Source organism: Caulobacter rhizosphaerae (assembly GCF_010977555.1).
Classification (GTDB): Bacteria; Pseudomonadota; Alphaproteobacteria; order Caulobacterales; family Caulobacteraceae; genus Caulobacter; species Caulobacter rhizosphaerae.
The window spans coordinates 4,198,057-4,215,363 of record NZ_CP048815.1 but is presented as its reverse complement, the minus strand read 5'-3'; the positions used below and the strand labels follow the sequence as shown (position 1 = coordinate 4,215,363).

At 70.6% G+C, this 17,307-nt stretch carries 16 protein-coding genes; 6 read left to right on the top strand and 10 right to left on the bottom strand.

The window, feature by feature from the left end:
- Window positions 1–86: 86 nt before the first annotated feature.
- From G3M57_RS19270 to G3M57_RS19255, 4 genes are all read right to left on the bottom strand, one after another.
- Entirely contained in the window at window positions 87–860 is a 774-nt protein-coding gene (locus G3M57_RS19270; protein WP_056752502.1) for a FadR/GntR family transcriptional regulator, read from the bottom strand.
- Window positions 861–1,043: 183 nt separating this feature from the next.
- Window positions 1,044–2,627 (bottom strand): DHA2 family efflux MFS transporter permease subunit, encoded by a 1,584-nt coding sequence (locus G3M57_RS19265; protein ID WP_163232407.1) that lies wholly within the window; start codon window positions 2,625–2,627, stop codon window positions 1,044–1,046.
- A 33-nt stretch (window positions 2,628–2,660) separates the two neighbouring features.
- Window positions 2,661–3,776, bottom strand: a complete 1,116-nt coding sequence (locus tag G3M57_RS19260; RefSeq protein ID WP_163232405.1) for an HlyD family secretion protein — start codon at window positions 3,774–3,776, stop codon at window positions 2,661–2,663.
- Window positions 3,777–3,831: 55 nt separating this feature from the next.
- Complete coding sequence (locus G3M57_RS19255) at window positions 3,832–5,301, bottom strand: efflux transporter outer membrane subunit (protein ID WP_163232403.1); 1,470 nt, start codon at window positions 5,299–5,301, stop codon at window positions 3,832–3,834.
- A gap of 102 nt (window positions 5,302–5,403) precedes the next feature.
- Between G3M57_RS19255 and G3M57_RS19250 the strand changes: the two genes are divergently transcribed.
- Together G3M57_RS19250 and upp are read left to right on the top strand one after the other, a co-directional pair.
- Entirely contained in the window at window positions 5,404–6,027 is a 624-nt protein-coding gene (locus tag G3M57_RS19250) for a TetR/AcrR family transcriptional regulator (RefSeq protein ID WP_230983682.1), read from the top strand.
- An 89-nt stretch (window positions 6,028–6,116) separates the two neighbouring features.
- The gene (gene upp / locus G3M57_RS19245; RefSeq protein WP_056752274.1) at window positions 6,117–6,746 is read left to right on the top strand and encodes a uracil phosphoribosyltransferase; all 630 of its coding nucleotides are present in this window, start codon (window positions 6,117–6,119) and stop codon (window positions 6,744–6,746) included.
- 136 nt (window positions 6,747–6,882) lie between these two features.
- Here the strand turns inward: upp and G3M57_RS19240 are convergent, their stop codons facing one another.
- The 3 genes from G3M57_RS19240 to G3M57_RS19230 all read right to left on the bottom strand — a co-directional run bounded on the left by G3M57_RS19240 (window position 6,883) and on the right by G3M57_RS19230 (window position 9,290).
- Entirely contained in the window at window positions 6,883–7,521 is a 639-nt protein-coding gene (locus G3M57_RS19240; RefSeq protein ID WP_163232398.1) for a hypothetical protein, read from the bottom strand.
- A gap of 180 nt (window positions 7,522–7,701) precedes the next feature.
- A complete protein-coding gene (locus G3M57_RS19235) occupies window positions 7,702–8,832 on the bottom strand; it encodes an HPP family protein (protein WP_163232396.1) in 1,131 nt (376 codons plus the stop codon).
- A 20-nt stretch (window positions 8,833–8,852) separates the two neighbouring features.
- On the bottom strand, window positions 8,853–9,290 hold the full coding sequence (locus tag G3M57_RS19230; RefSeq protein WP_200945225.1) for a MarR family transcriptional regulator: 438 nt from the start codon (window positions 9,288–9,290) through the stop codon (window positions 8,853–8,855).
- A 74-nt stretch (window positions 9,291–9,364) separates the two neighbouring features.
- Between G3M57_RS19230 and G3M57_RS19225 the strand changes: the two genes are divergently transcribed.
- Complete coding sequence (locus G3M57_RS19225; protein ID WP_163232392.1) at window positions 9,365–11,164, top strand: chloride channel protein; 1,800 nt, start codon at window positions 9,365–9,367, stop codon at window positions 11,162–11,164.
- A 593-nt stretch (window positions 11,165–11,757) separates the two neighbouring features.
- On the opposite strand, the gene G3M57_RS19220 is transcribed toward G3M57_RS19225, so the two are convergent.
- Both G3M57_RS19220 and G3M57_RS19215 read right to left on the bottom strand, forming a co-directional pair.
- Window positions 11,758–12,714 carry a KpsF/GutQ family sugar-phosphate isomerase gene (locus G3M57_RS19220; protein WP_163232390.1) on the bottom strand — a complete coding sequence of 319 codons (957 nt, stop codon included), beginning with the start codon at window positions 12,712–12,714 and terminating at the stop codon, window positions 11,758–11,760.
- A complete protein-coding gene (locus tag G3M57_RS19215; protein WP_163232388.1) occupies window positions 12,711–12,953 on the bottom strand; it encodes a hypothetical protein in 243 nt (80 codons plus the stop codon). The genes G3M57_RS19220 and G3M57_RS19215 overlap by 4 nt, the downstream gene beginning before the upstream one ends.
- 122 nt (window positions 12,954–13,075) lie before the next feature.
- On the opposite strand from G3M57_RS19215, the gene gpmA reads away from it, so the two are divergent.
- From gpmA to G3M57_RS19200, 3 genes are all read left to right on the top strand, one after another.
- Window positions 13,076–13,789, top strand: coding sequence for a 2,3-diphosphoglycerate-dependent phosphoglycerate mutase (gene gpmA / locus G3M57_RS19210; RefSeq protein ID WP_163232386.1), 714 nt, complete (start codon window positions 13,076–13,078; stop codon window positions 13,787–13,789).
- Window positions 13,790–13,909: 120 nt separating this feature from the next.
- Window positions 13,910–15,169 (top strand): pentapeptide repeat-containing protein, encoded by a 1,260-nt coding sequence (locus G3M57_RS19205; RefSeq protein WP_163232384.1) that lies wholly within the window; start codon window positions 13,910–13,912, stop codon window positions 15,167–15,169.
- A 143-nt stretch (window positions 15,170–15,312) separates the two neighbouring features.
- Entirely contained in the window at window positions 15,313–16,575 is a 1,263-nt protein-coding gene (locus G3M57_RS19200) for a pentapeptide repeat-containing protein (RefSeq protein WP_163232382.1), read from the top strand.
- 90 nt (window positions 16,576–16,665) lie between these two features.
- On the opposite strand, the gene G3M57_RS19195 is transcribed toward G3M57_RS19200, so the two are convergent.
- Window positions 16,666–17,163 (bottom strand): Hsp20 family protein, encoded by a 498-nt coding sequence (locus G3M57_RS19195; protein ID WP_163232380.1) that lies wholly within the window; start codon window positions 17,161–17,163, stop codon window positions 16,666–16,668.
- Window positions 17,164–17,307: the final 144 nt, after the last annotated feature.

The following is a 17,307-nucleotide window of genomic DNA, read 5'->3' as shown; positions in this document are numbered from 1 at the left end:
GGCCGGGGACGCGCCCTCGCGGCGTGTCCCCATCGTCGCGCCGCGGCTGAAAGGGGGACACGCCGCAAGGGCATGTCCCCGCAAGCCTATTTCGCCGCGCTGGCCGCTCGCAGGGCGATCTCCTCGCGCTTGCTGGCCAAGCGTTCGCGGGTCTGCTCCATCGCCTCCAGTTCGGCGGTCAGCAGCAGGTTCTCGATCAGCCCGCCCAGGTGGGTCTGCATGGCGGCGCGGGCGGCCTTGGGGTCGCGGGTGCGCAGAGACTCGATGATGTCCTGGTGCTCGTCGTTCAGCGGCCGCTTGCGCACGTGCCGGGCCTTTTCCAGCATCTGCATGCACAGGCGCGACTTGTAGCGCAGGTCCCAGGTGTTCTCGACCACGCGGACGATGGCGCTGTTGCGGGTGGCCTGGGCGATGGTGATGTGGAACTGGCGGTCGGCCAGCTCGGACTGTTCCTTGGTCGAATTCTCGCTGTTCATCTCGGCCACCAGGGTCTCGAGATAGGCCAACTCCTCGTCGGTGATCAGGGTGGCGGCGAGGGCGGCGGCCTCGCCCTCGAACAGGCGGCGGGCCTCGGCCTGGTCGAAGGCCCCGATGTCCAGATCGCGGGGCGGCGGGGCCGGCTGGCCCCCGGCGCGCACATAGACCCCCGATCCTTGCCGGGCCTCCAGCAGGCCGCGCATCTCCAGGGCGATCACGGCCCGGCGGATGGTCGGGCGGCTGACGCCGAAGGCCTCGGCCAGGTCGCGCTCGGAGGCTAGGCGCTGGCCGGGCTGGTGGCGGCCCTCGGCGATGGCCTGGCCGATGTCGGCGGCCACGCGCTGGTAGAGGCGCAGGGGACTGGCGGCCGCCGTCGTCGTCATCTTCGTCTTCAACCCTCTCGACGGCGCTATCCTAAGCGGCGACGCAGCGGAAGGGTAGGGCGGGCGAAGACCTCGTCCTTCGACAGGCTCAGGATGGGGTCTTACTGCGCGGCCTGTGAAAGGGTCCTCATCCTGAGCTTGTCGAAGGACGAGGACCCCGTACGGCGCGACACGTTGAGACTATCAGTCGGCCGGCGGCGGCGCGCCGCCGCCGCTCATCGCCTTGTTGGTCAGCCAGATGCAGGGGATCAGCAGCACCGCCAGCCAGGCCGAGGCGCGGAAGAAGTCCACCGTGGCCAGCAGATAGGCCTGGTTGACCACCTGGCTGGTCGCCGCGCCCACCGCCTGGGCGTGGGAGAGGCCCACGGCCTGCATGCGCTCGACCGCCGCCAGCCAGGCCGGGTCGTTGGAGCCCATGGTCTCGGCCAGGCGCGTCTGGTGCAGCGACTCGCTGCGGTCCCAGATGGTGGTGACAAGCGAGGCGGCGAAACTGCCGGCGGTGATCCGCGAGAAGTTCGACAGGCCCGAGGCCGAGGGCAACTGGTGCGGCGCGATCCCGTTCAGCGAGATGGTCACCATCGACAGGAAGAAGGTGCTCATCGCCACCCCCTGCACCAGCATCGGCCAGACCAGGGCCTTGAAGTCGACGTCGGGGGTGAACTCCGAGCGCATGAAGAACGACAGGGCGAAGGCGGCCATCGACACGCTGGCGGTCCAGCGGGCGTCGACCTTCTGCATCAGGCGGGCGGCGAACGGCGTCAGGATCACCGCCACCACCCCGCTGGGCGCGGCGACCAGGCCGGCCCAGGTGGCGATGTAGCCCATGCGGGTCTGCAGCCACAGCGGCTGCAACAGGTTGCTGCCGAAGAACACCGCATAGCCCAGGCAGAAGGCCAGGGTGCCCAGGGCGAAGTTCTTGGACTTGAACAGCGACAGGTCGACGATCGGGTGCTTCTCGCCGAGCTCCCAGATCACCCAGGCGATGAAGCCGACGATGGCGATCACCAGTTCGACCACGATGGCCGGCGAGTTGAACCAGTCGGCCTCCTTGCCGGTGTCCAGCATCACCTGCAGGGCGCCGACCCAGATCAGCAGCAGCATGAAGCCGGTGGTGTCGATCGGGACCTTGCGGGTGGGGGTCTCGCGGCTGGCCAGCGGCCGCCAGCAGAAGAAGGCGCAGATCAGGCCGACGGGCACGTTGATCAGGAAGATCCACGGCCAGGCGATGTTGTCGGAGATGTAGCCGCCCAGGATGGGGCCGCAGATGGGCGCCACCAGGGTGGTCATCGACCAGATGGCCAGGGCCGTGCCCCGTTTGTGGGGGGGGAAGATCATGATCAGCAGGGCCTGCGAGCCCGGGATCATCGGGCCCGAAACCAGGCCCTGCAGCAGGCGGAAGCCGATCAGCGAGGTCAGGCTCCACGAGATCCCGCACAGGAACGAGGCGATGGTGAACAGCAGCACCGAGACCACGAAGGTCTTCACGACGCCATAACGGCCCATCAGCCAGCCGGTCAGGGGCACCGACACGCCGTTGGCCACGGCGAACGAGGTGATCACCCAGGTGCCCTGGCTGGTGCTAACGCCCAGATTGCCGGAGATGGTGTTGATCGAGACGTTGGCGATGGTGCTGTCCAGCACCTGCATGAAGGTGCCCAGCGCCAGGGCGATGGCGGTCACGCCCAGGGTGACGCCGGTCAGGGGCGCGGGGCCGGCCGGCTGGGCCGGCGCGGCGGGCGCTGCGGGGGAGGTGTCCGGGTCGGCCATGCGGCGCTTCCTTGGGGGCTTACGGGCGCGGGGCTACTTGGACGTGTCGATCTTGGCCTTCATCGACAGGCCGACCCTCAGCGGATGGTCCTTCAGTTCGGCCGGATCCAGGGTGATGCGGACGGGTAGGCGCTGCACAACCTTGATCCAGTTGCCCGAGGCGTTCTGGGCCGGGATCAGCGAGAAGGCCGAACCGGTGCCGCCCGACAGGCCCTTCACCCGGCCGTGGAACTTCACGCCGTGGCCGTATAGGTCGGAGGTCAGGGTGACCGGCTGGCCGACACGCACCTTGTCCAGCTGTACTTCCTTGAAGTTGGCGTCGACATAGGCGTTGGTCGTCGGGACGATGGCCATCAGCGGCGCGCCGACCTGGACCTGCTGGCCGACCTGGACGTTCTTCTTGGACACCACGCCGGCCAGCGGCGCGCGCAGCACGGTGCGGTCAAGGGCCAGCTGGGCGCTGGCCAGGCGGGCCTCGGCGGCGGCGATCTCGGGGTTCTTGTTGGCGGGCAGGCCGGAGATCAGGGCGGTGTTGACCTCGCGGTTGCCCTCGGCGGCGGTGCGGGTGGCCTTGGCCTGGGCCAGGGCGGCGCGGGCCTCGACCAGGGCCGACTGGGCGTTGGTGTATTGGCTCTGGGCGGTGGTCAGCTCCTCGCCGGACACCGCGCCGGAGTCCGACAGGGCCTTGCGTCGCGACAGTTCGATCCGCGCCTGCTCCAGGCTGGCCTGGGCGCCGGTGACGGCGGCGGCGGCGCGGGCGATGTCGGCGTCGCGGGCCGCCACCTGGCCGGCCAGGGCGTCGTCGCTGGCGAAGTAGCCCTGCACCTTGCGCTGGGCCTGGCCGAGGGCGGCCTGGGCGGCGAGGACCGCGATCCGGGCGTCGGCGTCGTCGATCACCACCAGCGGCTGGCCGGCGGTCACGGTCTGGGTCTCGGAGACCAGCACCTTGGCGACCGGCCCGCTGATCAGCGGCGTCACCTGGGCGACTTCGGCCCCGACATAGGCGTTGTCGGTCTCGACGTGGCGCGAGCCGATCAGGACGGCGTAGAGCACCCAGAGCACGACGCCGATGACGACCACGACGGCCAGGCCGGTCAGCAGTTGTCGACGATTGCCGTTGGGCTTGGCGGGGGAGGCGGTGTCGGCCATGGGGGAGGTCCTGGAGGCGCGAAAGCGAAGGGTGGAAAGCGGGTTCGAATTGGGGTCAGGCGGGAGCGAAGCCGCCGCCCAGGGCGCGCACCAGGGCGACGTCCAGGGTCAGGGCGCGGCTTTCCAGGTCGGCGACGATCCGGCGCTGCGACAGCACCGCCTGTTCGGCGATCAGTACGTTCTGGTAGGTCGACAGGCCGCCCTGGTAGCGCAGCTTGGCGATCCGGAAGCCGTCCTCGCTGGCGGCCAGGGCGGCGCGGCTTTCGGTCAGCCGGGTGCTCAGGGCCCGCTCGCTGGCGGCCACGTCGGCGACGTCGCGCAGGGCCTGGGTGACGGCGGCGTCGTAGGCGGCCACCGCGCCGTCGCGGTCGGCCTCGGCCGCGCGGAGGTTGGCCTTCAGCCGTCCGCCCTCGAAGATCGGCAGGCTGATGGCGGGGCCGACGCTGCCGACGTCCGAGCCGCTGTCGAACAGCTTGTCCAGGTGCAGCGACTGCACGCCGATGGCGGCGGCCAGGTTGACGTTCGGATAGAAGGCCGCCTTGGCCTGGCCGATCCGCTTGCTGGCGGCCTCGGCCCGCCACTTGGCGGCGACCACGTCGGGGCGGCGGCCGATCAGGTCGGCGGCGAGGTTGGCGGGCAGGCCGAACGGCTTGAGGGCGGCGACCGAGGGGCGGGCGATCGCCAGGCCGCGGTCGGGACCCGCGCCCAGCAGGGCGGCCAGGCCGTTGCGCGTCTGGGCGATCTGCTCGTCGAGGGCGGCCAGCTCGGCCCGGGCGTTGGGCGGACCGGCCTCGGCCTGGCGCAGCTCGCCGCGCGTGTCCAGGCCGTTGGTCACCCGGTTGCTGACCAGGGTCAGGGTTTCCTGCCGCAGGGCCACCGACCGCTCGGCCACGTCGCGCTCGGCGTAGAGGCGGGCGAGGTCGGCGTAGCTGGCGGCGACCGAGGTGGCCAACATCAGCCGGGCCTGGGCGGCGTCAGCCTGGGCGGCCCTGGCTTCGGAGGTCGCGGCGGCCACGGCCGCCCGGTTCTTGCCCCAGAAGTCCAGCTCCCAGCTGAAGTCGAGGCTGAGCCGGCCGTAGTCGTTGTAGCCCTGGGGCACGAAGTCGGCGGGGATGCCGTTGTTGTAGCTCTGCTTGGACCGCTCGACCGCACCGTTGGCGGCGACGCTGGGCAGCTGGGCGGCCTTGGCCTGGCTGGCCAGGGCCTGGGCGCGGCGCAGGCGGGCCTGCGCCTGGGCCAAGGTGGGCGAGCCCGTCAACGCTTCGTCGACCAGAGCGTCCAGCTGGGCGTCGCCATAGGCCTTCCACCAGGCGTCGGCAGGCCAGGCGGCGGCCTCTGAGGCGGCCAGGGTCTGGGCCGTGGCGTAGGCCTCCGGCGCCTTGGCGACCCGGGCCGGCGTCGCGTCCGGCATCGTCGCGCAGGCGCTGGTCAGCAGGGCGGCCAGCAGGATCGAAACCGTGGCGCCGATCGCGTGGGATCCGGGCGACTTGGAGGCGGGGGGCTTGTCCAGGACGTTGGATGACATCGGCGGCTGACCTTGAATTGACCGTACTGTACGGTCATATGGTGGCGCTGATATAACCGCGAGCTTGACGGGATCAAGGGGGCTCCCGAAGGAAAAGAAATGATGCAGGACGTGAAACCGCGTCTCGACCGAGACGCCCGCCGTGAAGCCATCCTGGATGTCGCCAGCGACGTGTTCCTGGAGGAGGGCTACGCCAACGCGTCCATGTCGACGATCGCGGCCCGGCTCGGCGGGTCCAAGGGCACGCTCTACAACTACTTCAAGAACAAGGAAGAGCTGTTCGCCGCCTATGTGGTGCGCCACTGCGCCTGGCAGCGCGACGCCATGTTCGAGATCGGCTCCGAGCCGGGCGACATCCGTGAGGCCCTGACCAGGGTCGGGCGCACCTACCTGTCGATCGTGCTGAGCGATTTCAGCATGGCCAACTTCCGGGTCATCGTCGCCGAGGCCCAGCGCACGCCCGAGATCGGCCACGCCTTCTACGAGGCGGGCCCCCGGAGCGGGGCTAAGCTGCTGGGCGTGATCCTGCAGAAGGCGGTCGACAGCGGGCAACTGCGGATCGACGACCCGGTCCACGCCGCGCACCAGTTCATCGGCCTGTGCCAGAACCGCATGCTGAAGGCGCGGCTGTGCCGGGCCATGGACGCGCCCACGCCGGACGAGATCGACCGCGAGGTGCTGCCGGCGGTCAAGGTGTTCCTGGCGGCCTACGGCGCGAAATCCTGACGATTTCCGCTTGGCGAGACGGCGCTAAGGCGGCACTGGGTGCGGGGAAGGGAGCGCCGTCCGCCTCCCGCGAGACGGAAGCTCGGCCCATGCAAGGCGTCACCATCGTCGACCACCCCCTGGTCCGCCACAAGCTGACCCGGATGCGCGACAAGCAGACCTCGACCAAGACCTTCCGCGCCCTGATGCGCGAGACCGCGACCCTGCTCTGCTACGAGGTCACCCGCGCCCTGCCGACCCACACGGTCGAGATCGAGACCCCCGTGGCCCCGACCACGGCCGAGGAGATCTCCGGCAAGAAGCTGGTCTTCGCCCCGATCCTGCGGGCGGGCCTGGGCATGGCCGAGGGCATGCTGGACCTGGTGCCCTCGGCGCGGGTGGCGCACATCGGCCTGTTCCGCGACCCGGCCTCGCTGGAGGCGGTGGAGTACTACTACAAGACCCCCGAGGACATCGCCGACCGCCTGGTCATCGTGGTCGACCCGATGCTGGCCACCGGCCATACGGCGGTGGCGGCGCTGAACCTGCTCAAGCGTTCGGGCGTGAGCGACCTGCGCTTCGTCTGCCTGGTGGCCTCGGTTCAAGGCGTGGAAACCCTGCGCGCCGCCCATCCCGACGTGCCGATCTGGACGGCGGCGGTGGACGCCGAGCTGAACGACCACGGCTACATCGTGCCCGGCCTGGGCGACGCCGGCGACCGGACCTTCGGCACCCGTTAAGAGTGGCGGTGCGTGGTCCTCGTCCTTCGACAAGCTCAGGATGAGGACCAATTTGCAGGCCGAGCCGTAGAAAACCTCATTCTGAGCCTGTCGAAGGACGAGGTTTTCGGCTCCCCGAGCTGAATGTCGATCCGGCCTAGAAAGGCCACCAGCCGCGCCACCAGGCCATGACGCTCGCCCAGAAGGTCGCCAGCCGCTCCAGCGGACCGGGGGCGGACGGCGCCGCGACCGGCTTGGGCGGCGGGGCGGGGACGAACCAGCTGGGCGCGGCCGGTGGGGCGCAGTTCATGCGCATGCCCACGCCTTTCAGATAGCCGCGACGGATGCCGCCGGCCTTGATCGCCGCCTGCACCGCCCGATCGTGCCGGGCCGCCCCGGTCAGCTTGCGGATCCAGCCGCGGAACGGCAGGGCGTGCTGGGTCGTGTCACGCACCTGGCCCACCCCCGCGCCATAGGCGGCGTCGGCGACCTTCTTGCCGCGCGAGCGGGTGTCGGGGGGCGGCGCCTCGTCCAAGTCCGGACCCAGCGCCGCGTCCAGCCGGCCGATCTCGCCGGCGATCCCCTCGCAGCGCGCCAGGCCGGTCAGGTCGTAGGGGCTGTCGACGGCGCGCAGCAGCACCGGCGGAATGGCGGTGTGTTTGAGGTTCAGGTCCTCCAGCGGCGCGGCCACCGCGTCGCGCAGGGTGTCCTTCTGCTGCAGCGTGCCTGGATCCGACGCCAGGGCGGGGCCGGCCAGCAGGGCGCAGATCAGCGGGAGCAGGAAACGGCGGCGCATGTCCCGAGATCGCCCGTCTCGGCCCCGCCGCGCAAGCGGAATCCGTTTCCCTTTGGAGCCGAAAACCTCGTCCTTCGACAGGCTCAGGATGAGGTTTTCTACTGATCGGCCTGCAAATGCTCCTCATCCTGAGCTTGTCGAAGGACGAGGAGCACGCACGGCCTTGAACGCCGATCCGCTCTAGATCGCCGGGTCGATCGCCCCGGACTCCTCGGCCCGTTGCAGCGCCACGGCCTCGACGATGTGGGCCCGGTAGAGCACGCCCAAGAGGTCGGTCTGGGTGATGATCCCCAGCAGCACGCGGTTCTCGTCGACGACCATGGCCTCGTGCGCCACGCCGCTGGACAGGATCGGCAGCAGGGCCTCGATCGCCGTGCCCGGCCGCACCTTGTGCACGAACGGGTCCAGCACCGCCTCGACCGGGCCTTCACGGCCGGTCTGCAGTTCGGCCCGGCGCACCATGCCGACCACCCTGCGCTCGGAATCGATCACCGGGGCGCTGCGCAGGTCGTGGGCGCGCATGTAGGCCAGGGCGCTCTCGGCGCTCTGGTGCAGGTCCACGCTGAGCACGTCGCGGGACATGATGTCGCTGCACAGGATGTGGGCGTGGATCCGCCGGTGGGCCTGGAGTTCGACCTCGCGGAACAGGGCGTCCAGATCCTCGCGGTCGACGTCCAGCAGGTCGCCGTAGTGGGCCAGGGCGTTGTCGATGTCGGCCTGGGTGAAGCCGACCCGCCGCTGGGGCGGGGCGTCCCGGGTGTCATGCACGTTGGCGGGGGGCGGGACGCGGTGGGGATAGGAGCGTCCGACGACGCGCGCATAGGCCATGGCCGACAGCACCAGCAGCAACGAGCACAGGCCCACCGGCACGAAGACGTAGCCGTACGAGGCGGGGCCGACCGGTCCGGCGACCAGGGCCGCGCCCAGCGCGACCGCGCCGCCAGGCGGGTGCAGGCAGCCCAGCAGGCCCATGGCGATGATCGCGCAGGCCACCGCGGCCGCCGCGGCCAGGGCCGGATGCGGATGGAAGGCCAGGGCGCAGGTCACGCCGGCCAGGGCCGAGACCATGTTGCCGCCGATGACGGCGCGGGGCTGGGCCAGCGGACTGGCCGGCACGGCGAAGGCCAGCACCGCCGAGGCGCCGATCGGCGGCACCAGCAGCGGCAGGGCCGACGGTTGCCCGCTGGCGACCAGGTGGGCCAGCAGGCCGGTGGCCGGAATGCCGATCAGGGCGCCCAGGCCCGAGCGCAGGAGATCCTGCGGGCGGATCGGCTGGCGGCCGCGCAGGGCCTGGACGAGGGTGTTTGGCATGATCTCGGATCGATTTCGGGTCAGGCCTGGTCGCGGCCCAGGCGGGCGAGCGCGGCGGTGAGCGCGGGCTCCAGGGATTTCAGCTCTTCCAGGTGGGCCGCGCTCAGGGCCGCTAGCAGCGACTCGGCCTTGGTCGTCAGGGCCAGTCGCATCTTGCGGCGGTCCTCGCGCGAGGGGATCTTGTCGATCAGGCCGGCCTCGACCATGCGCGCCACCAGTTCGGTGGCGGTGTGCGGGGCGATCAGCAGGCGCTCGGCCAGGGCGCCCACCGTCGGCTGATCGGCCCCGTCGAAGCCGGCGATCACCAGCAGCGCCTGGTGCTGCTGGGCGGGCAGGCCCGCGCCATGGGCGGCGGTCTCGCTGAACGCCAGGAAGCGGCGCAGCTCGTAGCGGAAGGCCGCCAGCGCCACATATTGCGCCCGCGTCAGCCCGTCCTCGCCGGAAATTTCACCGCCCAATCGCTCGCCCCTCTTGGAAAGTATCGTAATACGACATATTGGCGCTTCCACAAGAGCCGCGTGGAGAAACAGGCATGACCGCGAACACCGCCGAGGCGGGCGCCTCCGGGACCGTCGCATCCGGGGCCGGGCGAAGGCCGCTGGGCGACTTCACGGCCGACCGCCGGCTGCTGATGCTGGCGGTCATGGCCGTGGTCGTGGGCAGCGGCGGGGCGGGGGCGGCCTGGGTGCTGATCCGCCTGATCACCCTGACCACCAACCTGGTCTGGTTCGGCCGCTTCGACGTCGTCAGCCGCTCGCTGGAAACCCTGTCGCCCTCGGCCTGGATGGTGGCCGCCCCGGTCCTGGGCGGCCTGGTCATCGGGCTGATGGCGCGGTTCGGGTCGGAAAAGATCCGCGGCCACGGCATTCCGGAGGCGATCGAGGCGATCCTGATCGGCGGCAGCCGGATGTCGCCCAAGGTGGCCGTGCTCAAGCCCATCTCCTCGGCCATCTCGATCGGGACCGGCGGTCCGTTCGGCGCCGAAGGGCCGATCATCATGACCGGGGGCGCGATCGGCTCGCTGTTCGCCCAGTTCTTCCATCTCAGCGCCGCCGAACGCAAGACCCTGCTGGTGGCGGGGGCGGCGGCCGGCATGACCGCGATCTTCGGCACGCCGGTGGCCGCGGTGCTGCTGGCCGTGGAACTGCTGCTGTTCGAATGGCGGCCGCGCAGCTTCATCCCGGTGGCCGTCGCGGCGGTCACCGCCGCCGGCTGGCGGCCGGGACTGTTCGACGCCGGCCCGCTGTTCCCGTTCTCGGCCGACCCGAACCTGCCCTGGTGGGGCCTGCTGCTCTGCGCGGGCCTGGGCGCGCTGGCGGGTCTGCAGTCGGGCCTGCTGACCAAGCTGCTCTACGGTCTGGAGGACGCGTTCGAGCGCCTGCCGATCCACTGGATGTGGTGGCCGGCCCTGGGCGGGCTGGGCGTGGGCCTGGGCGGCCTCGTCGAGCCGCGCGCCCTGGGCGTCGGCTACGACGTGATCCGCGACCTGCTGACCGGCCACCTGCTGGTCCAGGCGGTGGTGACTCTGCTGGTGGTCAAGGCGCTGATCTGGCTGGTGGCCCTGTCGTCCGGCACCTCGGGCGGGGTGCTGGCGCCGCTGCTGATCCTGGGCGGGGCCATGGGCTGGCTGGCCGGCCAGGTGCTGCCGGGCGACCCCGGGTTCTGGGCGCTGCTGGGCATGGCCGCCATGCTGGGCGGGACCATGCGCTCGCCCCTGACCAGCGTGATCTTCGCGATCGAGCTGACCGGCGACTGGCGGATGCTGACCCCGCTGCTGGCGGCTTGCGTCGCCGCCTACGCCGTCACCGTGCTGCTGCTCAAGCGCTCGATCCTGACCGAGAAGATCGCCCGTCGCGGCCGCCACATCACCCGTGAATACGGGGTGGACCCCTACGAGTTGGTGCGGGTGTCGGAGGTGATGGTCGAGGCGGTCGACACCTTGCCGGGCGACCTGCCGATCCCCCAGGCCGTGGCGGTGCTGCAGCAAGGCCGTCACCGGGTCTATCCGATCGTCGAGGCGTCCGGCCGGCTGGTCGGGATGGCGTCCCGGGCCGACGCCCTGGCCTGGCGGGTCGAGGGCGGACTGGAGACCCAGACCGTGGCCGAGCGGGTGTCGGACGCCGCCCTGCCGGTCGCCCACCCCGACGACGTGGTCGCGCGGGTCGTGGCGCTGATGCTGGCGACGGGACAGGGGCGCATCCCGGTCACCGACCCCGCCACCGGTCGCCTGGTCGGCCTGTTGGCCCGCAAGGACCTGCTGCGGATCCATGCGGGAACGTCGCGCGCCGAGGAGGAGCGGCAGGCCTATTTCCCCGCGGGACGGCGGGGATAGAGCGGCTTTCCGGCCAGCGGAATCAAGACCTTGCCCGCGGGATCGAAGAGCGTTCGAGAAATCGACGCATCGCGCTCCAGACCGCCCGCATACTGGTCCTCGCCCCGTCGTGGGGGAGGACGTCCGGCCGGCGACCTCGACGTGCGGCGGGGGCGGTCGAGCGGGAAGCGTCCGCCGGCCGGTGTCGAAGGGCCCTTCGGGTCGGTCGGCGGAGCGTGGGGGTCCTGGATGGGGCCTCGGGCGGTCCGGACCGGACGGCGGGAACACCCCCTCGGGGCCGAACGGCGAAACGCGCCAGGCGCGGGCTGAAATCGCCCGCGCGGTCCAGGACGAAGCCAACGTCCTGCCCGCCGGGGGCCTCCATCGGAGCGGGTTAAAAATCCGCGACCCGAAGGCTTCTGGAAGAAGGCCGCGCGGAGCGCCCGTGACGTGTCGAAACGGTACTCACCAAAACTCTACACCGGGCGCGCCCCGGACGCTCCGCCGCCTCCCCAAGCCTGTCGGCTTTCACCGACGGGGACATGCACTTGTGCGTGTCCCCAGGGCTGTCCCGTGCATCTGCTGGGGACACGCCCAAGGGCATGTCCCCGGCCTCAGATCACCCCGGCCCGCAACAGATCGTGGACGTGCAGGATGCCGACCGGGCGGTGCTGGTCGACGACGAACAGCACGGTGATGCGCCGCTCGTTCATCAGCTTCAGGGCCTCGGCCGCCAGGGCGCCCGGCGCGATGGTCAGCGGGGCGCGGGTCATGACCTCGCCGGCGACATGGCCCATTAGCCCGTCCATGTGGCGGCGCAGGTCGCCGTCGGTGATCAGGCCGCTCAGCGATCCGTCCGGAGCGACCACCCCGACCGCGCCGAAGCGTTTTTCGCTCATCACCAGCAGCGCCTCGGACATCGAGGCGTCCTCGCGGGTCAGGGGCAGTTCGCCCTGGCCATGCATCAGGTCGCCGACCGTGCGCAGCATGGCGCCCAGCTTGCCGCCCGGATGGAAGACGCGGAAGTCGCTGGCCGTGAAGCCGCGCCGCTCCAGCAGGGCCACGGCCAGGGCGTCGCCCAGCGCCATCTGCAGGGTGGTCGAGGTGGTCGGGGCGCTGACTTCGGCGGTGGCTTCCGGCGCGTCGGGCAGCAGCAGCAGGATGTCGCCGGCCCGGCCCAACTGGCTGTCGGCCACGGCGGTGACGGCGATGGTGGGGATCGAGAACCGCTTGGCGTAGGCCAGGGTGTCGGACAGCTCGCGCGCCTCGCCGGATTTCGACAGGGCCAGCACCACGTCGCCCTGGCCGATCATGCCGAGGTCGCCGTGGCTGGCCTCGGCGGCGTGCACGAACATGGCCGGCGATCCGGTCGAGGCCAGGGTGGCGGCGATCTTGCGGGCCACGTGGCCGGACTTGCCGACCCCGGTGCAGACCACCCGGCCCTTGGCGTCGAACAGGGTTTCGACGGCGCGGACGAACGATTCGTCCAGCGCCGCCGACAGCAGCGTCAGGGCCTCGGCCTCGGCGTTCAGGACCCGCTGGCCGACGACGACGGCGTCGAAAGCGCTCACGGGGTCCCCGCCACGGCGGCGCGGGTGTCGCTCATCTGCCCGCGCGCCTGCTGGTCGTGCCGGGCGGCGGCGTCCTTCTCGCGCTGGATCTTGGCCTGCATTTCCGGCGTCTGCTGGATCGGCACCGAACCGAAGGGGGCGGGCGAGCGGGCGCCGTAGCCCTGGGGCCAGACGAGCGAGAACGCGACGAGGGCCAGGCCGACGAGCGCCAGGAAGGGCATGAGGATGCGATCGGGCATGGCCTGCCTATAGCACGCCCCCCGGAGGAGAGAAGGGCGAGAGCGGGGCGAGGAAGGGGCGGGACGCTTGACGCGGGGCCGGGCGGGGCTTAGCCCGCCCTGCGTCACATCCTGGAGGTCCGATGCCCGTTCTCGTCCTGCTGCGCCATGGCCAGAGCCAATGGAATCTCGAAAACCGCTTCACCGGCTGGGTAGACGTCGACCTGACCGCCGAGGGCGAGGCCCAGGCCCACAAGGGCGGCGAGCTGATCAAGGCCGCCGGCGTCGAGATCGACGAGGCCTTCACCTCGGTCCAGACCCGCGCCATCCGCACCTGCAACCTGGCCCTGGACGCGGCTGGCCAGAGCTTCGTGCCGGTGACCAAGGACTGGCGGCTGAACGAGCGCCACTACGGCGGCCTGACCGGGCTGAACAAGGCCGAGACGGCCGAGAAGCACGGCGAGGAGCAGGTCACGATCTGGCGCCGTTCCTACGACATCCCGCCGCCGGAACTGGCCCCGGGCGGCGAGTACGACTTCAGCAAGGACCGCCGCTACGCCGGCAAGGACCTGCCCAGCACCGAAAGCCTGAAGACCACCCTGGTCCGGGTGCTGCCCTACTGGGAGGCGGCCATCGCCCCCAAGCTGTCGGCCGGCGAGACGATCCTGGTGGCCGCGCACGGCAATTCGCTGCGGGCCATCGTCAAGCACCTGTTCAACGTGCCCGACGCCGACATCGTCCATGTCGAGATCCCGACCGGCAATCCGCTGGTCATCGACCTGGACGGCGCGCTCAAGCCGACGGGCGCCCGCTACCTCGACGAGAGCCGGTCCCAGCCGCTGCCGACGGCGCGCTGATCCGGCGTTCGGACACCGGGGCAAACCAGGCCCCGGTGTCCCGAAATGCCTGGAAACTCAGCGTTAATGCGGGGCGCGCATTGTAGGGGTCCAGCCCTTCGGGGAGTGATAAGAGCAGCCATGAGCGCCCCCCCCGCGGCAGGCCAAGAGCACAAGCGCCTGACGCAACACGACGTCGACATGATCTGCGCCCGGCATGACCGCCTGTGGTCGGCCCGGCTGGGCGGGGCGCGCGCCGTCTTCGCCTTCTGCGACCTGTCGGGCCTGTCGGTCACCGGGCGCAATCTGTGCGACGCCGATTTCACCGGCGCCCTGATGGTCGGCTGCGACCTGCGCAAGGCCAAGCTCGACAACGCCAACATGTACGGCGCGGACCTGCAGGGCTCGGACCTGACCGACGCCTCCATGCGGCGCGCCGACCTGCGCGGCTCCAGCCTGCGCGGCGCCAACCTGACCGGCGCCGACCTGTTCGAGGCCGACCTGCGCGAAGGCCAGATCGCCGCCGCCGACCGCAAGGAAGGCTATCGCATCATCGAGCCCGTCCAGCGCGAGGCGCAGGCGTCCGGCGCCATCCTGGCCGGGGCCAACCTGGAACGCTCGCGCCTGTCGGGCATCATCGCCACCAAGGCCGACTTCAGCGACGCGATCCTCAAGGACGCCAAGCTGGTGCGGGCCAACCTCAAGCAGGCCAATTTCAACGGCGCGAACCTGGCCGGGGCCGACCTGTCGGGCGCCAACCTGGTCGGCGCCGACCTGCGCAACGCGGTCCTGGTCGGCGCCAAGACCATGTCCTGGAACATCAACGACACCAACATGGACGGCGCCCTGACCGACAAGGCGTCGGGCAAGGACGTGTCCGACATGCCCTACGAGCAGATGATCGCCGACCACGCCCGCTGGTGCGAGACGGGCGGGGCCGAGGGGGCGCCCTCGGTGTTCGACAAGGCCGACCTGCGCAACCTGAAGTCGGTGCGCGGCTTTAACCTGACGGCCCTCTCGGCCAAGGGCGCGGTCTTCTACGGTCTGGACATGGAAAGCGTGCAGATGCAGGGCGCGCAGCTGGAAGGCGCCGACCTGCGGTCCTGCAACCTGCGGCGGGCGGACCTGCGCGGAGCCCGTCTCAAGGGCGCCAAGCTGGCCGGATCGGACCTGCGCGAGGCCCAACTGGGCCCGTTGCTGATCGGCCGCGACCGCCTGCTGCCCAGCGACCTGACCGGCGCCTTGCTGACCAACGCCGACTTCGCCCGGGCCGACCTTCGCCAGGCCTGCCTGAGCGGCGCCGACCTGTCGCGCGCCAACTTCACCAACGCCCTGCTCAAGGACATCGACGTCACCGGGGCGATCCGCATGGGCGCTCGCGGCCTGGACGACGTGATCTAGGCAGCGGTTAGCGCTGACGGCGAACCTTCCACAACCATGTTCCGAAAGTCGCGACAAAACCGCGCGGCCTTAACGCTTCCCTCGTCGATCGCCGGTATTTTCCCAGGCGGATCAAGGGGTTTCTCGGGGGAGAAGCATAGGACATGAACGCGGCGCAGAGCATCGCGGGGCGGCGACGCCTGAGCCAGGCCGAGCTCGACATGATCGTGTCGGCGCACGAGAAGTTCGTCACGGGCAAGCAGGGCGGCAAGCGTGCGTCCCTGCGCTTCATGAACCTGTCGGGCCTGGACCTGTCGTTCCGCAACCTGGCCGACGCCGATTTCTCCGCCTCGATCCTCGACGGCTGCCGCATGGTCCGCACGCGGCTGGAGCGGGCGAACCTGTTCGGCGCCGACCTGCGCCAGGCCGACCTGCGCCAGGCCGTGCTGGTCCGGGCCGACCTGAGGGGCGCCTGCCTGCGCGGCGCCAACCTGTCCCTGGCCGACCTGACCCAGGCTGATTTCCGCGAGGGCCAAGTGGCCGTCCCCCACCCTCGAAAGGGGTTCGACACGCTCCGGCACGAAGCCCGCAACGGCGAGGCCGACGAGGTCAACTTTTCGGGCGCGACCCTGGACGGCTCACAGCTCGCGGGCGTCTCGGCGTTCAAGGCCGACTTCAGCGATTGTTCGTTGCGCGGGGCCAAGCTGTCGGGCGCCAACCTCAAGGAAGCCAATCTGAGCGGCGCCATCCTGGAGGACGCCGACGTCAAGGGCGCCAATCTCGAGGGGGCCAACCTCACGGGCGCCGTCATGGCCGGCGTCGACACCTCCACGGCCCGCACCAGCGGCGCGGCGATGCAGGGCTGCCTGGCGTCGTCGACCGAACAGGCCGTCTCGCGGGCCGAGGAAATCTACCAGCGTTGCCTGGCCAACCAGGCCTGGTGCCGCACCGGCGGCAAGGAAGGCCAACCCGCACGGCTCGATGGCGAGGACCTGCGCCCGCTCGGCGACCGCCTCAAGGGCCTGCGGCTGACGGCGATGAGCGCCGCGGGGGCCTGCATGGTCGGGATCGACCTGTCGGGAACCCAGCTTCAGGGCGTTGACCTGCGCAACGCCGACCTGCGCACGGCCAATCTGCGCGGCGCGGACCTGCGCGGCGCGAAGCTGGCGGGCGCCAACCTAACCAAGGCCGACCTGCGCCAGGCCTTCCTGTCGCCCTTGCCCCTCGGGCCCCAGCGCAAGACCCTGGTCGACCTGAGGGCCGCCCGGCTGCGCTATGTCCAGATGCAGGCGGCCGATCTCAGCGAGGCCGTGCTCGACGGCGCCGACCTGCGCGGCGCGGACTTCACCGGCGCCCGGCTGGACCGGATCAGCCTGCGCGAGTGCGATCTCAGCCAGGTCCAGGGCCTGGATCTGGCGCCGGCCTAAGGCTGGCCGCTTCCGGCCAGAAAAAAGGGCGGCGCATCGCGCCGCCCTGGAAGTTCTAGAGGGGGAATACAGTAACGCGCGAAGGTGGTGTTAGGCTGCCTTCTCGCCTTCGATCTTCTCGCCTTCGATCTTCTCGCCTTCGATCTTTTCGCCTTGGATCAGGGGGGCGGCCGACTTGATCTCGATCGTGCGCGGCTTCAGCGCCTCGGGCAGCTCGCGCTTCAGCGAGATTGACAACAGGCCGTCGGAGAGGGCGGCGTCGGTCACGACCACATAGTCGGCCAGCTGGAAGCGGCGCTCGAAGTTGCGCTCGGCCAGGCCGCGATGGAGGTAGCGCTTGGTTTCGTCATTGGCCGGCTTGCGACCGGTGACGGTGAGGAGGTTTTCCTTCACCTCGATGCCGAGCTCTTCCGACTTGAAGCCGGCGACGGCGATCTCGATGCGGTACGCGTTCTCGGCGGTGCGCTCGATATTGTAGGGGGGATAGCCCGAGGCGGCTTCGTTCGAGGCGGCGGCGTCCAGCAGGGCGGCCAGCCGGTCGAAACCGACGACGGAGCGATACAGGGGGGACAGGTCGATCGTACGCATGGTCACATCCTTCTCATCAAGCAAGGTTGTTCAGTCTGTTCAGACCTTTGGCGACCCGGATTGGCGTCGCCGACGGTCCGGAAGGCCCGGGTTTCCAGCGCCTTCGGGATCAAGGTGGTGAGCCGTTTTTCGACTTCAAGGGGG

Bases quoted from the DNA above. Each gene is read 5' to 3' on its own strand.
- G3M57_RS19205 (WP_163232384.1), top strand. From the start codon at position 13,910: ATGAGCGCCCCCCCCGCGGCAGGCCAAGAGCACAAGCGCCTGACGCAA.
- upp (WP_056752274.1), top strand. From the start codon at position 6,117: ATGCAAGGCGTCACCATCGTCGACCACCCCCTGGTCCGCCACAAGCTG.
- G3M57_RS19240 (WP_163232398.1), bottom strand. From the start codon at position 7,521: ATGCGCCGCCGTTTCCTGCTCCCGCTGATCTGCGCCCTGCTGGCCGGC.
- G3M57_RS19265 (WP_163232407.1), bottom strand. From the start codon at position 2,627: ATGGCCGACCCGGACACCTCCCCCGCAGCGCCCGCCGCGCCGGCCCAG.
- G3M57_RS19225 (WP_163232392.1), top strand. From the start codon at position 9,365: ATGACCGCGAACACCGCCGAGGCGGGCGCCTCCGGGACCGTCGCATCC.
- G3M57_RS19255 (WP_163232403.1), bottom strand. From the start codon at position 5,301: ATGTCATCCAACGTCCTGGACAAGCCCCCCGCCTCCAAGTCGCCCGGA.
- G3M57_RS19215 (WP_163232388.1), bottom strand. From the start codon at position 12,953: ATGCCCGATCGCATCCTCATGCCCTTCCTGGCGCTCGTCGGCCTGGCC.
- G3M57_RS19270 (WP_056752502.1), bottom strand. From the start codon at position 860: ATGACGACGACGGCGGCCGCCAGTCCCCTGCGCCTCTACCAGCGCGTG.
- G3M57_RS19195 (WP_163232380.1), bottom strand. From the start codon at position 17,163: ATGCGTACGATCGACCTGTCCCCCCTGTATCGCTCCGTCGTCGGTTTC.
- G3M57_RS19235 (WP_163232396.1), bottom strand. From the start codon at position 8,832: ATGCCAAACACCCTCGTCCAGGCCCTGCGCGGCCGCCAGCCGATCCGC.
- G3M57_RS19200 (WP_163232382.1), top strand. From the start codon at position 15,313: ATGAACGCGGCGCAGAGCATCGCGGGGCGGCGACGCCTGAGCCAGGCC.
- G3M57_RS19250 (WP_230983682.1), top strand. From the start codon at position 5,404: ATGCAGGACGTGAAACCGCGTCTCGACCGAGACGCCCGCCGTGAAGCC.
- G3M57_RS19260 (WP_163232405.1), bottom strand. From the start codon at position 3,776: ATGGCCGACACCGCCTCCCCCGCCAAGCCCAACGGCAATCGTCGACAA.
- gpmA (WP_163232386.1), top strand. From the start codon at position 13,076: ATGCCCGTTCTCGTCCTGCTGCGCCATGGCCAGAGCCAATGGAATCTC.